This window comes from Paenibacillus sp. 05T425, from assembly GCF_056396205.1.
In genome coordinates, this window is sequence record NZ_JBFTLA010000008.1 from 311,277 (window position 1) to 325,555 (window position 14,279).

Below are 14,279 nucleotides of genomic sequence, written 5' to 3' on the forward strand. Positions count from 1 at the left end.
TGACTTGCTCTTCTATAATTTAATGTCAAGATTATGCCCCTTGAATGGATGGGCAGGCTTCGCTTCCGTCTGATCGTCCGCCTGTTCGCCAGCTGTGCGCTTGGAAGCAGATGAACGTTGACCTCCGGATTCTTTACTCTGATCTTGATCGCTGCGCACCTTCTGACCGGTCGCTTGCTCAACTCCGGTATTTTTTGACCGCAGCTGTTCGGTTTCCTTGGACGCTTGACCCGCTAATGCTGACTGGTCAGCTAAGGGCTTATGAGCAGCTTGTCCTTGCAGTCCACTATACTCTTGCGTACGCGGCACAGACATTTGCATATCAAGTGGTTTGAAGGTCATAGAAGACTCCCCCTTATAAGGTAGTCGGCCGAGCAGAAGCCGAGCAGTGCGGTCTATCTCTGTTTCTTGCCGCAGTCAAATGCTTAAGTTCGCTTATACTCCAAGGACTTGGACTTCTAATGTTATTACGAGATTAATGGATTCATAGAAATATCCCCGTCCTGATAACGGAAAGATACTCGCTGCGCTGCGTCTTTAACGAATTTGGTATAACGTCCGATGACGACCTTCGTTCCGCCGTAGATCGTATGTACGATCTCAATCGTGGCCCGATCCGTATCTTCCAGCGAACGTTCAATCTCGAGAATGCGCATTCTCGTCTCTTCTACCTCTACCTTAGTCTGACGCTTCGTCACGCTAAGCTTAACCCGCAAAGCCATCTTCTCCTCGGAGAGTTGTCCAGCTGCGGCCAGCTGATCGAGAATCGTAAGCGCTTTATCCGTTTTGTCCAAGCTTTCAACAGATTGCTTCAACCTCGTCCTTAGCTCCTGCAGTTCATAACGGAACTCTGGTTTCACGCCAACCTCGATCGCTGTTGCTGTAGACATCGTGTTTCCGACGGTGCGGGCACGCACCAAGTCGCCTGCTTGAACGATGCCGCCAACGATTAATCCTTTTGCTCCTGAGCAAACGATGCTTTTGCCCGCTCTTATGCTTGAATGCATAATGCTTTGGGAGACGAGAATATCTTCACCGGCAATGACATTCGCTTCTTGAATAAAGGAACTGCGCACGTTGCGCCCAGCCTTCACATGCCCCTTATTTCCACCGAGAATACCCCCTGTAATCTCGATAGAGCCTTCTGAATCAAGCTCAGCGCCTTCTACGCCGCCTATAACGCGAATATCGCCGGCTGCTTTAATACGGAAGCCGTTAAGTACGTTGCCGCGAATGACGACCGTTCCGACAAAATCAATGTTACCGACACGATAGTCAACGTCGCCATTCACTTCATAGATCGGAAAGACGTTAATCTTTTCCTTATCCGTCATCGTGATCAGACCGTCAATTGCTGCATACATAGCCGTTTGTTCCGGATTAAGCACAACGTTTTTGCCTACTTTGAAACGTACCTGCTTGCCCAGCTTGGAAGGAATCACTTCTCCGTTAACCGTTACTCCGGATGRCCCTGGCTGCGGATCAATTCGTTCAGCGATCAGTTGCCCGCGCGTAACGTTCTTCAGCTTATTAACGTCCTTGAAGTCAATCTTGCCGTCTTCATTCTCGGACGGACGTTTATCCCGCTGTTCAAGTTCATAGATAAGGTTAATGTATCCATCTTTGCCGGGTTGCGCTGATCTGCCCTTTGCAATGATGGTTTGTTCCTTGCAGTAGGCAAGCGGATTGCTGCTTATGTAATTTAGCATCTCTGTCTGAAGCCCTTGAACAATTCCTTTGCTCCGTACAAAACGCTCCAACTGCTCAGCTGTACACTCGAATTCATCCGTTATACGGCTAAAGGTTAAGAAGGCCGACATCTTGTCCGCTGAAGTCTGGACGCGCAGAAAGCTGTCTAATTGTTGATCATCCACCTTATCTCCTCCTTTCTAATGCTGCAAGAGTTGATCCTTATGTTTAGCCAGCGCTCCGCGCAACCGTAAAATCGCTTTGGAATGGAGCTGGGAAATTCTCGAAGGCGATAATGACATCACTTCAGCTATTTCGCTCAAAGACAATTCCTCGTAGTAGAACAAGGATACTACCGTACGTTCCTTTTCGGTCAATCTTTCGATCCCCTTCACTAACGATTCCTTCATATAAAACTCATGAACCTTGTGATCGGGATTTTTCGCTTTGTCGTCCACCAGCAATGACATACGTGTCTCCGATTCCTCTTCACGAATAGGATCTTCCAAGGAGCATACCGTCGTCACAGCAATATCTTGAAGCATGCCGGCAAATTCTTTCTCCGATATTTGCAAATAGGAGCTAATCTCGGCATCTGTTACGGAACGCAAATACTGCTGCTCGAGATGCTGATAGGCTTCCTCCACTCGCTTCGCTTTCTCACGCACCGAACGAGGCACCCAATCGCCTTGCCGCAATCCATCGATAATTGCCCCGCGTATACGCCATGAAGCATAAGTCTCGAATTGCAATCCCCTGCAATAATCAAACTTCTCGATTGCATCGATTAAACCCATAACGCCATTGCTAGCGAGATCATCCTTAATTACATTTTTGGGCAGCCCGATTGCCATACGATTCGTAACGTAATCAACAAGCGGCAAATATTGTTCGATCAATTGCTTCTTAGCTTCGACTTCACCACGTTCTCTCCACGCTTGCCACATCTGGATGTTTGTCAGATGAGCGGTTTTTGGCTCGGCCATCGATTCACTCTCCTGTCAGGTGACGAATGGCCTTAGCCAATTCCTCAGGCTGTGAATTTTTTGTAGAAAGCAATTGAGGAGGATTAAGCGGTTGAAACGCGCTAATTGCCTCCTGCTTTTGGGCTCCAACAGTAGAATTGTCTTCTCGCATCTGTTTCTTGAGCAGCTCATTCAAATCGTCACTTTCGTTCGGCGTCTGAAGATCGAGCTGCCCTCCTGTTAGGCTGCCGGCAGCTTCCGCGCTTTCGGATGGTTCTCCAATTAGCGCCGGAGGTTTAAGGATGATGGCAAACACTGCTCGTACCGCATACGCAAGAACAAAGAAAGCGATGAAAGCATACGCGCTTCGAAGCAGTACTACGCCAGGCGGATTCGCTCCGAGTGAGAAAGCTACCGTCAGTACCGTGCCGACGAATCCTAATCCAACATTCCATCGCCATGTTCCTAGCATGTCAAATCTCCTTTATTCCAAACTGCACACTTCGTATCGAAAGTATGCCGCTGTTGCTGTCTATTTCAATCGTGCGACCGACACTGCCTCCGGTATCTTGTGAAAGGATCGGAATTTTGAATCGGTGAAGCATTGCTGTGCACGATTCTACGTTACGCGGTCCGATTCTCATCGTATCGCTATGTCCAGACATCGCAAACATTTGTGCGCCTCCAGCCATCTTCGCTTTCATACGCTCTATTCGCGCGCCTTGCGCAAGCATTCGATCCAGCAATTCAGGAATTGCCGTATCCGAATATTTTGCCAAATTAATTGTAGTTTCGCGGGCAATATCTGATGAAGGCAGCATGACATGCGCCATACCGGCTATTTTGCGAATCGGGTCAAACAACGTAAGACCCACACAGGAACCAAGTCCTGTTGTCTTAAGGAATGCCCCGTCCATTGCGATATTCAGATCTGCCATGCCTACCTTGATCACATTTTGCTGTATCATTGAACGACTCCCAGGGCCCTGAATATTTTGTCGAACGATTCTGGATCCGGGATTAGGAAGAAGTGCCCCTCTAGCGCCTCACGATCTTCTAAGAAAGTCGTTTCGATCAGCATTGCAGAGTCGCCCATCTCGCCATATTGGACAAGTCCATAACTAAGAATAGCTCCCGCCATATCAAGCGCAATCTGTGGAACAGACGGCGCCATCGTCAGATGAGTAAAATCGGCCAGCGATGATAAGTACGATCCGGCGAGTATATTGCCAATCTCGCATAATGCGGAAAGCTCCATCTCTGAATAACCTTCTTGGCCTTCCTCTCGTATCGACAATAATTGTCTTAACAAGCGTTCAGCCGATGCTTCCTCGATGATAAAGAACATATTGCCCGGGGCGTCCCCTTCTACGCGAAGGAAAACAGCGAACACAATTTGTTCGGAGCCGCCAACTCGATCGGCAACTTCTTCGAAAGGAAGCAAACTTACTTTGGGAACAGCCATATCAACCGGCTTGTCCAGAAGACGGGACAATGCGGTCGCTGCATTGCCCGCCCCGATATTACCTACTTCTTTCAGTACATCTAGCTCGAAGGCTTCGAAACGACTAAATATACTCACTTCTACGCCTCTACTTGCGCTAGCTGGACAATCTCGTTTTTGTTAAGTACTTCCGATAGATTGAGCATAATAAGAAGCCGGCCTTCTCCGAGCTTCGCAATGCCGCGCAAATATTTCGCTTTTATGCCGCCAACAATCTCTGGCGGCAAATCAATAGAATCCGTATCGATATCAATGACATCGTTAGCTGCATCTACGATAAAGCCTACTTCAATCTCGCCTACCGCTACGACGATTATCCGCGAATTTTCAGTTGGCTGCGTCTCGGATAGATTAAAGCGGCCGCGAAGATCAATAATGGGAACGACTATTCCGCGAAGATTAATAACTCCTTTAATGAATGCCGCTGTTTTCGGGACACGAGTAATTGGAGACAATCTTTCAATCGTGCGAACCTTATCTACTTCAATTCCATACTCCTCGTTGCCTAGCGCGAACACGATAACCTTTACTTCTTCTCCCATTGTAAACCCTCCCTATTTAATGAGTGCATTCGGATCAATGATAAGTGCCACATAGCCGTCGCCAAGAATCGTTGCTCCGGAGATCGCTTCAATGTTGGCCAAATACTTGCCAAGCGTCTTAAGTACGATTTCACTTTGGCCGATGAACTCGTCTACCGTAACGGCAGCCCACTTCTCGCCTTTGCGAACGACTACAATTTCTGTTTCGTCTTCCGTATCCTCGTTATAATCAGGCGAATCCAAAACTTTGCTAAGCGAAACGACAGGAATAATTGTATTACGGAATTCAATCATCCGATTGCCATGTACATGAAGCACTTGCTCTTTGCGAATAATGCCCGTCTCAACGATGGACGTTAGAGGAATCGCATACTTCTCGCTTCCTAGCTTAACAAGCATTGCAGATATAATAGACAAAGTAAGCGGAAGCTGAACAGAGAATTTCGTTCCTCTGCCTGGCGCGGAATCTACCGTTACGTTGCCGCCGAGTGATGTGATCTTTGATCTTACGACGTCAAGACCAACACCGCGGCCGGAAATATCGGATATTTTGTCGGCCGTACTAAATCCAGCAGCGAAGATGAGCATATTAATTTCATCGTTCGTCAGCTTCTTCGCTTCTTCCTCAGTAACGACGCCATTCTTGATTGCGGTCTTCAGCACTTTATCCTTATGGATGCCTCGGCCGTCTTCTTCCACTTCAATAAATACATGGTTACCGCTATGGTAAGCACGGAGATTGATCGTACCTGTCTCCGATTTGCCAGCGGCTATACGCTCTTCAACCGTCTCAATTCCATGATCCACCGAGTTGYGAAGCAAGTGAACAAGCGGATCGCCGATCTCATCGATGACCGTGCGGTCAAGTTCGGTTTCAGCACCGGAAATGACGAGATCGATCTTCTTGTCCAACGACTTAGCCAAATCCCTGATCATCCGCGGGAAGCGGTTGAATACCGATTCCACTGGAACCATGCGAAGCTTTAGAACGATGTTTTGCAAGTCAGAGCTGACACGGGCCATGTGCTCAACCGTCTCGGTCAAATCATTGCGTTTAATCTCACTGGACAGCTGCTCCAGCCTTACACGATCGATCAACAGTTCGCTGAACAAATTCATAAGCGTGTCCAAACGTTCAATATCGACGCGAATCGTACGCGAAACGGCTGGCGCTGGAGCCGAAGATGCACTCGATTGAGCAGCTGGCGCAGCAGCAGTTGCCGCCGCCGTTTGGCTTTGGGCTTCAATAACAGGTGCTGCTGCAGTTTCGTTCCCTTGGGCAGCACTATCGATCGCAGGCGCCGCTGGTGATTGGCTAAGCATAGCCAGCGATTCCTGATCAAGCAGCGTAACGACTGCCGATTCGATTTCTGAAATATCGGAAATTTGTTTCTGTAGATCTGCGCCCTCTAGCGGCGATATTGTAAATACAGAGAACGATAGATCGAACTTTTCTTGCTCAATATCCTGAACGGACGGTTCTGACTTCACGATCTCGCCGCTGCGCTCAAGCAAGTCGAATACCATGTAGGCACGCGCCGCTTTCAAGACGCAATTATCGCGGACCGATACTTGAATGTGATACACATTCTGACCGCTTTCGATCGATTGCAGCAGTACCGATGATTGGAATTCATCGAGCAGCATGGCTCCAGCGGTTCCCGCAGACGGCTTAGCAGCCTCAGTTGCAACAGGCTGAGCCGAAGCAGCTCCCGATTTATAATCGCTTTTGAGAATGACTTGAAGAGAAGCAACGATCGCCGTTACGTCCGCTTTGCCCGTTCCTCCGCCAACGATATCCTGTACCATCGCTTCCAATGCGTCAAGCCCTTTAAACAATGTATCAAATATAAAGCTATCCATCTTAAGCTTGCTATTACGAACGAGATCCAGTACATTTTCCATCTCATGCGTTAGAGCTGCCAGATCCTCGAAGCCCATCGTTGCCGACATCCCTTTAAGCGTATGAGCGGAACGGAAGATGGCTTGAACGATGCTTAGCTCCCCGGGCTCGCCTTCAAGCTTGAGCAGGTTTTCGTTCAATGCTTGCAAGTGATCGTTCGATTCATCGATAAACATGGACAAGTATGCATTCATATCCATTTCGAGAAACACCTCCTGTAAGTACTTATGGTAGTCACTAACATTTATTTCAACACTGCATTCACTAACTCGGACGCAATGTGTTGCAACGGCAATACAGTTCGAGCGTACCCGCCTTCAATCGCACATCTTGGCATACCGTAAACGACGCAAGTTTCCTCGGATTCAGCAATCGTTGATACTGCGCCGCTTTGAGCGAGCTGCATCATTCCTTTGGCGCCGTCGCTTCCCATGCCGGTCATAATAACCGCATGCCGCTTCAACTCCTGATGATCGATTAATGATTCGAACAACACATCAACAGATGGACGATGACCATTTCGCACTGGCTGTTCTGTCAACTTGATCCGATATCCGTCAGTGTCCTTGTCCAGCAACATATGATAGCCGCCTGGCGCGATATATACGACACCGGCCGTTACCTTTTCTCCATTGGTCGCTTCTACAACCTGCAGCGGACTAAAGCTGTCTAACCGCTGTGCGAGCGACTTCGTGAACTTCGGAGGCATATGCTGAACAACAAGTACAGGGGATGGGAAATTCGCTGGCAGCGAGCATATCACTTCATGAAGCGCTCTTGGTCCTCCAGTCGATGTGCCAATCGCTACGATATGGCGGAAATTCGAAGCCGTTCCCGATAATGGCTTAACGACATTATTCGGTGGCTGAATCACTCTCGATTGTGCAGGTTTCGCCTTCGCAACCGTCTCCTTAGGAAGACTGCTTGGCTGCGAAAGTGCAGGTTTTGCTTTCAGTGCCGGCAATGGTTTACTTGGCGCGGCATCATTAAGCGGTTTATGTAAAGGGGTGGTCGACCTTGCCGGCAGCGGCTTGTCCTTGGACGGCTGAAGCAAAGGCTTCTTACGTTCACTAAAGATAGGAGCAGCAGGCTTTGGCGTCGTATCCTCATATTTTTGAGGTTCAGATACAGGTTTAAGTAACGGTATAATGGCTGCGTCGACTTTGCTCGCTTCGACTTCTTGGATCTGGATGACCGGTTGATGACGCTTCGTCAAGACGGCAATTTTCAGTTTCTCCAGTAATTGCTCGCCAACCTGATGAATATCGTGGGAAATGCTGCTTGACGGCTTCCGAATAAAGTCGAATGCACCGTATTGCAGCGCTTTGATCGTATCTCTTGTGTTATCTTCGCTAATGCCGGATAACATAATGATCGGAATTGAATGATCCTTCATAATGTGCTGCAGCGCTTCGAGCCCGTTCATAAGCGGCATTTCCAAATCCAGCGTTACAGCGTCCGGCTTCCATTGTGTAACAGCTTCTATGGCCTCCTCGCCGTTATCGGCAGTGGCAACAATCGTGAATTGCGAATCTTGGAGTATCAGATCGCTTATAATTTTCCGCATGAAGGCGGAGTCATCTACTACTAGAATGCGATAAGGAGCCATCTGCGTTCCCCCTAGATCTCAAAGGATTATCGTGAAAGTCTGAACATTTTGTGTAAAAACCCTTTGACGCCTCCCGTCTCTACGGCTTTAGGCATCTCCAGAAATTGCATGGCAATTCGTTCAATTGCTGAGGAAGCCTCCGAGCTCGGGTATGCGACAGTGAAAGGAATTTGTCGTTTTACAGCCTTGGAAACGTTCGAATCATCGGGTACGATGCCAAGTGAAGGAATCTCCATGTGCAAAAACTGACTCGATACGAGATTGATCTTGTCGGCCGTCTGACGACCTTCGCGATAATCCGTTGCTCGATTGACAATCAGCTTGAATGGGATGTGAATATCCATCCCTATTACCATCTTGATAAGTGCGTAAGCATCCGTGATGGAGGTAGGTTCAGGTGTCGTCACTACGATCGTTTCTTGCGAAGCGGCAATAAACTTTACCGTTTCCTTCGATAATCCCGCACCTGTATCGAACAATATAATGTCATATTGCCCATGCAGCTTATCGATCTGCTCAGCGAAGCCGTCAAGCTGCTCCTTGGTCAAGTTCAGAAGATCGCTAAAACCCGAACCTCCAGCAATAAAGTGCAGCCCTTCCGGACCAAGCTGTATAATATCCCAAATCGTTTTCTCTTGCTTAAGTAAGTGATAAAGACTATAACGTGACGAAACCCCCATCAGAACGTCGATATTAGCCATTCCGATGTCGGCATCGAACACAAGCACTTTCTGTCCTAAACGCTTCAGCATGATAGCGAAGTTAAGGCTGAAGTTCGATTTCCCAACGCCGCCTTTGCCGCTTGTCACGGTAATGATGCGGGTTTGGCGACCTTCTTCTATTCGTTCTCTCTGCTTAATTAAATTTCGCAGCGCTTCTGCTTGGTCATTCATGGGATGAATCCCCCAGTAAAAGCTGAATATAGGACTGTATCCGGAACCTTTCTATATCGTCCGGCACCGTCTGGCCAGCAGCCAAGTATGTAGGGAGCAGCTCGTATTTCATAATTAGATTGAAGATCGTTCCAAAAACTGATGTCTCGTCCAGTTTCGTGAACAATACCTTCCGTACGCCATACTTCGCAAATTGCTCAGCAACGGCCGCCATATCCTTCGTCTTGGCCGTTAAGCTAAGGACAAGAATCGTCTCGCTCGGCTCCTTCGTTTGCAACAGGCTAAACACCTCGGATACATGAAGCTCGCTCCGGAAATTACGTCCCGCCGTATCCATATAGATGAGTTCACGATCGTCTAGCTGCTTATACGCTTTCGTTAAGTCAGGCTGAGACACGACGACTTCAAGCGGAATGTTCAAAATATTCGCATACGTGCGGAGTTGATCTACCGCTGCTATACGGTACGTATCCGAAGTAATGAAACCAACCTTGCGGCTGAACTTAATCGACTGCTCGGCGGCAAGCTTAGCAATGGTGGTCGTCTTGCCTACACCTGTAGGCCCAACAAAATGGATGACTCTTGCGTCTGGATCGATTGCTTGTCCAACAAATGGGCGCATCCATTCTTCCAACAATTTGGCTGCCTCAATCCACAGCTGCTTCTTGTCTAATTCGGTTTGCTGCTCATTCTGCTTATCCGCAATAGCTTGCAGCAGGCGGTCAATCCATTCGTCTGACAATTCCTGATCGATCAGTCTCTCCTTAAGCTCCAGCATTTGCTCAGAATAAAATGCTCTTTCGCTTTGATGCTTAGAGAGCTGAACCATATATTGCCGTAAGTCTCTAATCTCATCGATGATGAACTGCTCCCGTTCCGCCCGCATGCTTTCTTTCGATTCCGGTGCAGGCGGTGCTAATACAGGGGGCAGAATAGGCGCTTCAGCTTCTTGAACTGCGGCAGATGAACGCTGCATGTTTTGCAAAATCTGCATCGCTGCAGCATTCACCTCGGGTGGTGCCTGCCGCTGCGGTACAGCATTCGCAGGCGTCGATTCTACCGCTGCTATCACTTCAACCTTTTTTTTGCGGAACATTCCCAGGAAGCCGCCAATCTTTATTTCCTTCGAATTCAATATGACTGCGTCTTTGCCTAGCTCCGACCTGATAATGGATACGGCTTCCGGCAACGCGTCAACGATATAACGTTTTACTCTCATAAGTTCACCACCCCGATACTTTGAACTTCAACGTTCGGCTCCAGTTCACTGTACGAAAGCACGGGTACATCCTGCATCGTCCGCTCGACAATTTGTCTTAAGTACATCCGTATCGTCGGCGAAGCGAGTACGACTGGCTGCTGCCCGGTTTGAATCTGTCTGTTCACATGTTCAGCAAGCTTCTGATAGATCTGTTGCGTTGATACCGGATCAAGAGCGATATAGCTGCCCTGCTCCGTCTGTTGCACCGATTCGGCAATCTTCTTCTCAAGCTGCGGGCCTACCGTAATGACACGAAGCGTATCGCCTTGCGGCGAGAACTGCTGTGTAATTTGGCGGGACAACGATTGTCTTACATATTCCGTCAGCACATCCGGATCTTTGGTATAGCTGCCATGATCGGCAAGCGCTTCGAATATGGTAACGAGATCGCGAATCGATACTTTCTCACGCAGCAGCTTCGCAAGCACTTTCTGAATTTCGCCTATCGATAGAATCGAAGGAATGAGTTCATCAATAAGAGCAGGATACGTTTCCTTCACATTCTCGATCAGCAGCTTCGCTTCTTGACGTCCAATAAGCTCATGCGCATGGCGCTTAATAATTTCCGTCAAATGCGTCGCCACGACGGAAGGCGGATCCACGACCGTATAGCCAGACAGCTCGGCGCGTTCCTTCATCTGCTCATCAATCCATATTGCTGGAAGACCGAATGCCGGCTCCATCGTTTCGATGCCGATAACCGAATCGTCTTCAAAGCCTGGGCTCATCGCCAAGTAATGATTAAGCAGCAGATCACCGCGCGCCACTGTATTGCCTTTGATCTTAATGACATATTCGTTCGGCTTAAGCTGAATGTTATCTCGAATGCGGATGACTGGAACAACAAGTCCGAGCTCAAGCGCGCATTGTCTGCGGATCATGATGATACGATCAAGCAAGTCGCCGCCTTGCTGCGTGTCGGCGAGCGGGATTAAGCCGTAACCGAATTCGAATTCGATAGGATCCACTTGAAGAAGACTGATAACGCTCTCCGGACTGCGAACCTCTTCGATCTGTTGCTCCTCGACAAGCATTTCCGCTTGTTCTTGCTCCTTTGAGATGACCTTCTGCATCTTCCATGCCCCAAACGCTAGTAACAGTGCGAAAGGCCATGTTCTGAATATTCCGATTGGCGTAAAACCGAGTAAAAACAATGTGCCCGCTGCTATGTAAAGCAGCTTCGGATATTTGAATAATTGGCTTGTGACATCTTCGGCAAAGTTTCCGTTGGAAGCTGCTCTTGTTACAATAAGACCTGCCGCCGTCGAAATCAGTAGTGCCGGGATTTGGCTTACGAGTCCATCGCCTATCGTAAGGATCGAGAATGTCTCTAATGCTTCACTAAAGCTGAGGCCACGAAGCGTCATCCCGATAATGAAGCCGCCTACCAAGTTAATTAATAGAATGATGATCGACGCAATCGCGTCACCTTTTACGAATTTACTCGCACCGTCCATTGCGCCGTAGAAATCTGCTTCACGTTCGATCTTGGAACGGCGCTCTTTGGCTTGCGACTCATTAATCAAGCCGGCATTGAGGTCAGCATCGATACTCATCTGCTTGCCTGGCATTGCATCGAGAGTGAACCTTGCGGCAACCTCCGCTACCCTCTCCGAGCCTTTCGTAATAACGATGAACTGAACGACGACAAGGATAAGGAAGACGATAAAACCAACTGCTATTTCACCGCCGCCTACCCATCTGCCGAATGTCTCAACAACTTCGCCTGCATGGGCATGACTCAAAATATTTCTTGTCGTTGAAACGTTAAGCGCTAATCGGAACAAGGTCGTTACGAGCAAAATGGCGGGGAAGATCGAGAAATCCAGCGCTTCCCGCGTATTCATCGCAATAAGTAAAATCATCAACGCTATCGATATATTGACGATAAGGAGAAAGTCTAGCAGCAGCACCGGGATCGGGATAATCATCATGAGAACAATCCCAATGATACCGAGTAATATGATTATATCTCTTGCTTTCATGACGCTGCCTCCTCCCTATAGTTTATGATGACTTTGCTCGGCCTTTCATTTTATATACATATGCCAACACTTCAGCCACAGCTTGGAACAGATCACCCGGGATCACATCCCCGATCTCCGCCCGTTCGTACAGCGCTCTGGCAAGCGGCTTGTTTTCCATCGTAATGACTCCGTTTTCTTTTGCAATCTCTTTGATACGGAGTGCTACATGATCCATCCCCTTCGCGATTATAGTAGGTGCCTCCATATTGGAAGCGTCATATTTGAGTGCGATCGCAAAGTGAGTCGGGTTCGTGATAACGACATCGGCCTTCGGAACTTCCTGCATCATACGCTGCAAAGCCATTCTGCGCTGCTTCTCGCGGATACGGCCTTTTATAATCGGATCTCCCTCTGTCTTCTTGTGTTCGTCCTTAATATCTTGCTTGGACATCTTCAAGCTCTTCGCATGCTCATAACGTTGATAGAAGTAATCCGCGAATGCAAGCACAACCAGCATTGCACTGACTTGCAGCCCGATCTTCATCGTTAAACCTGCTACATAGCTGAATATTTGTTCAATTGGTAAAGTGGTGAGCGATAAGATCCGCTCCCAATCTTTCCTTATTGCCATGAACACGAAGATGCCGATCACTAGCAGCTTGAGGATACTCTTCAGTCCTTCTACGACCGTCCTCATAGAGAAGATTTGCTTGAAGCCTTTGAGAGGATTAACCTTCTCCAGCTTCATCTTCAAAGGCTCGCCAGTAAGCAGGAAACCGAATTGCATGATATTGCCGATAATGCCAATCAACATTGCAATAGCGAAAATTGGCAACAGAAACATTAAGATCTCGACCGATACGTCAAGCAGTAACGTCATTACGTTCTCGGTAGTCAGTTCCATTGTGAGCCAATCCTCGAACAAATTGCCGAACAAACCGAGAACATGTTTCTTATAATAGCCGCCCAGCATCATGAAGCTGGAGAATATAGCGAGCAGAATGAGCGCGCCAGGCAAATCGCTTGATCTAGCAATTTGACCTTTCTTTCTTGCTTCACTTAATTTCTTAGGTGTCGCCTGCTCCGTCTTCTCTTGACTGAACAGCTGCAAATCTAATTTAAAACGATATGTACGCATCGACGCTGCCTCCTAACGCCCGGCGGGCGGCCCTTGCACGATGCCGAATAACTGCTCTAACGACTCGAACATAATCGAGAATAATCTCTCGAAGATGGAAGCAAGCCCTGGCATAAGAAGTACGAGTAGGAACAGACCGATTATCAACTTAAGCGGCATGCCGATAACAAAAACGTTGTATTGCGGCGCTGTCTTGGCAAGCATGCCAAGTCCCGCGTCAGTCAACAGCATTGCTGTAACAAGTGGTGCCGAAACCTGCATTGCGAGCAAAAACGTATTGCCAACGACCCTGACAAGAAAGTCAGAAATGCTGCCGCTCATTATTCTTGCAAACAGCTCATTCGACAGTGGCATCCATTGGTAGCTGTCCATTAAGCCTTTAAGCAAGTAGTGATGGCCATTCATCATCAAGAAGATCAGAATCATCACCATATACTTGAAGTTGCCAAGCAGCGGCTGAGATGTGCCCGTGTGCGGGTCAATGACGTTCGCCATCGCAAACCCGATCTGCATATCCATTAGTGAACCAGCCGTGTTGACGACCGAAAAGAACAAATACACAACAAAGCCCAATAAGACACCAAGCAATATTTCACGGAATATGGCTAATACATATTCTGCGTTCAGTAGAATCGTCTGTTCCATTCCATAAGTAAGAAATACGATAAATGAAATGAAGAAACCGAGCCCAATCTTGAACGTACTCGGCACGCCTCGGGAAGAAAAGACCGGTGCGACAACGAAAAATGCCGTAATTCGACAAAAAATAAGCAAAAAAATAGGAAAGCCAGTTACGATCGCGTCCATT

Annotated in this window: 14 protein-coding genes; all 14 read right to left on the reverse strand. The window is 48.0% G+C overall.

Going from position 1 to position 14,279, the window contains the following annotated elements; all coding sequences use genetic code 11:
- Positions 1 to 12: 12 nt before the first annotated feature.
- Positions 13 to 342 (reverse strand): hypothetical protein, encoded by a 330-nt coding sequence (locus AC1DF0_RS20385; protein WP_442052521.1) that lies wholly within the window; start codon positions 340 to 342, stop codon positions 13 to 15.
- Positions 343 to 467: 125 nt separating this feature from the next.
- On the reverse strand, positions 468 to 1,874 hold the full coding sequence (locus AC1DF0_RS20390) for a DUF342 domain-containing protein (RefSeq protein ID WP_477575123.1): 1,407 nt from the start codon (positions 1,872 to 1,874) through the stop codon (positions 468 to 470).
- Positions 1,875 to 1,889: 15 nt separating this feature from the next.
- Entirely contained in the window at positions 1,890 to 2,675 is a 786-nt protein-coding gene (locus AC1DF0_RS20395; RefSeq protein WP_442052519.1) for a FliA/WhiG family RNA polymerase sigma factor, read from the reverse strand.
- Positions 2,676 to 2,679: 4 nt separating this feature from the next.
- Positions 2,680 to 3,126, reverse strand: a complete 447-nt coding sequence (locus tag AC1DF0_RS20400; RefSeq protein ID WP_477575124.1) for a hypothetical protein — start codon at positions 3,124 to 3,126, stop codon at positions 2,680 to 2,682.
- A 1-nt stretch (position 3,127) separates the two neighbouring features.
- On the reverse strand, positions 3,128 to 3,622 hold the full coding sequence (locus AC1DF0_RS20405) for a chemotaxis protein CheD (RefSeq protein WP_442052517.1): 495 nt from the start codon (positions 3,620 to 3,622) through the stop codon (positions 3,128 to 3,130).
- A complete protein-coding gene (locus AC1DF0_RS20410; RefSeq protein WP_442052516.1) occupies positions 3,619 to 4,236 on the reverse strand; it encodes a chemotaxis protein CheC in 618 nt (205 codons plus the stop codon). Before AC1DF0_RS20410 ends, AC1DF0_RS20405 begins: the two co-directional genes overlap by 4 nt.
- Before the next feature lie 2 nt (positions 4,237 to 4,238).
- The gene (locus AC1DF0_RS20415; RefSeq protein ID WP_337098873.1) at positions 4,239 to 4,700 is read right to left on the reverse strand and encodes a chemotaxis protein CheW; all 462 of its coding nucleotides are present in this window, start codon (positions 4,698 to 4,700) and stop codon (positions 4,239 to 4,241) included.
- 12 nt (positions 4,701 to 4,712) lie between these two features.
- Positions 4,713 to 6,803, reverse strand: coding sequence for a chemotaxis protein CheA (locus AC1DF0_RS20420; protein ID WP_477575125.1), 2,091 nt, complete (start codon positions 6,801 to 6,803; stop codon positions 4,713 to 4,715).
- 44 nt (positions 6,804 to 6,847) lie between these two features.
- Positions 6,848 to 8,212 (reverse strand): protein-glutamate methylesterase/protein-glutamine glutaminase, encoded by a 1,365-nt coding sequence (locus AC1DF0_RS20425; protein WP_442052514.1) that lies wholly within the window; start codon positions 8,210 to 8,212, stop codon positions 6,848 to 6,850.
- A 26-nt stretch (positions 8,213 to 8,238) separates the two neighbouring features.
- A complete protein-coding gene (locus AC1DF0_RS20430; RefSeq protein WP_442052513.1) occupies positions 8,239 to 9,105 on the reverse strand; it encodes a MinD/ParA family protein in 867 nt (288 codons plus the stop codon).
- Positions 9,098 to 10,324, reverse strand: coding sequence for a flagellar biosynthesis GTPase FlhF (gene flhF, locus AC1DF0_RS20435; protein WP_442052512.1), 1,227 nt, complete (start codon positions 10,322 to 10,324; stop codon positions 9,098 to 9,100). The genes AC1DF0_RS20430 and flhF overlap by 8 nt, the downstream gene beginning before the upstream one ends.
- Complete coding sequence (flhA, locus tag AC1DF0_RS20440; protein ID WP_442052511.1) at positions 10,321 to 12,351, reverse strand: flagellar biosynthesis protein FlhA; 2,031 nt, start codon at positions 12,349 to 12,351, stop codon at positions 10,321 to 10,323. Before flhA ends, flhF begins: the two co-directional genes overlap by 4 nt.
- A 22-nt stretch (positions 12,352 to 12,373) precedes the next feature.
- Positions 12,374 to 13,471 (reverse strand): flagellar biosynthesis protein FlhB, encoded by a 1,098-nt coding sequence (gene flhB, locus AC1DF0_RS20445; RefSeq protein ID WP_442052510.1) that lies wholly within the window; start codon positions 13,469 to 13,471, stop codon positions 12,374 to 12,376.
- Between the two features lie 12 nt (positions 13,472 to 13,483).
- Complete coding sequence (gene fliR / locus AC1DF0_RS20450) at positions 13,484 to 14,278, reverse strand: flagellar biosynthetic protein FliR (RefSeq protein ID WP_477575126.1); 795 nt, start codon at positions 14,276 to 14,278, stop codon at positions 13,484 to 13,486.
- Between the last annotated feature and the right edge of the window lies 1 nt (position 14,279).

What these genes read in the sequence shown, in the direction of transcription:
- flhA (WP_442052511.1), bottom strand. Translation starts at nt 12,351, where the DNA reads ATGAAAGCAAGAGATATAATCATATTACTCGGTATCATTGGGATTGTT.
- flhB (WP_442052510.1), bottom strand. Translation starts at nt 13,471, where the DNA reads ATGCGTACATATCGTTTTAAATTAGATTTGCAGCTGTTCAGTCAAGAG.
- AC1DF0_RS20425 (WP_442052514.1), bottom strand. Translation starts at nt 8,212, where the DNA reads ATGGCTCCTTATCGCATTCTAGTAGTAGATGACTCCGCCTTCATGCGG.
- AC1DF0_RS20400 (WP_477575124.1), bottom strand. Translation starts at nt 3,126, where the DNA reads ATGCTAGGAACATGGCGATGGAATGTTGGATTAGGATTCGTCGGCACG.
- AC1DF0_RS20395 (WP_442052519.1), bottom strand. Translation starts at nt 2,675, where the DNA reads ATGGCCGAGCCAAAAACCGCTCATCTGACAAACATCCAGATGTGGCAA.
- AC1DF0_RS20415 (WP_337098873.1), bottom strand. Translation starts at nt 4,700, where the DNA reads ATGGGAGAAGAAGTAAAGGTTATCGTGTTCGCGCTAGGCAACGAGGAG.
- AC1DF0_RS20385 (WP_442052521.1), bottom strand. Translation starts at nt 342, where the DNA reads ATGACCTTCAAACCACTTGATATGCAAATGTCTGTGCCGCGTACGCAA.
- fliR (WP_477575126.1), bottom strand. Translation starts at nt 14,278, where the DNA reads ATGGACGCGATCGTAACTGGCTTTCCTATTTTTTTGCTTATTTTTTGT.
- AC1DF0_RS20405 (WP_442052517.1), bottom strand. Translation starts at nt 3,622, where the DNA reads ATGATACAGCAAAATGTGATCAAGGTAGGCATGGCAGATCTGAATATC.
- AC1DF0_RS20430 (WP_442052513.1), bottom strand. Translation starts at nt 9,105, where the DNA reads ATGAATGACCAAGCAGAAGCGCTGCGAAATTTAATTAAGCAGAGAGAA.
- flhF (WP_442052512.1), bottom strand. Translation starts at nt 10,324, where the DNA reads ATGAGAGTAAAACGTTATATCGTTGACGCGTTGCCGGAAGCCGTATCC.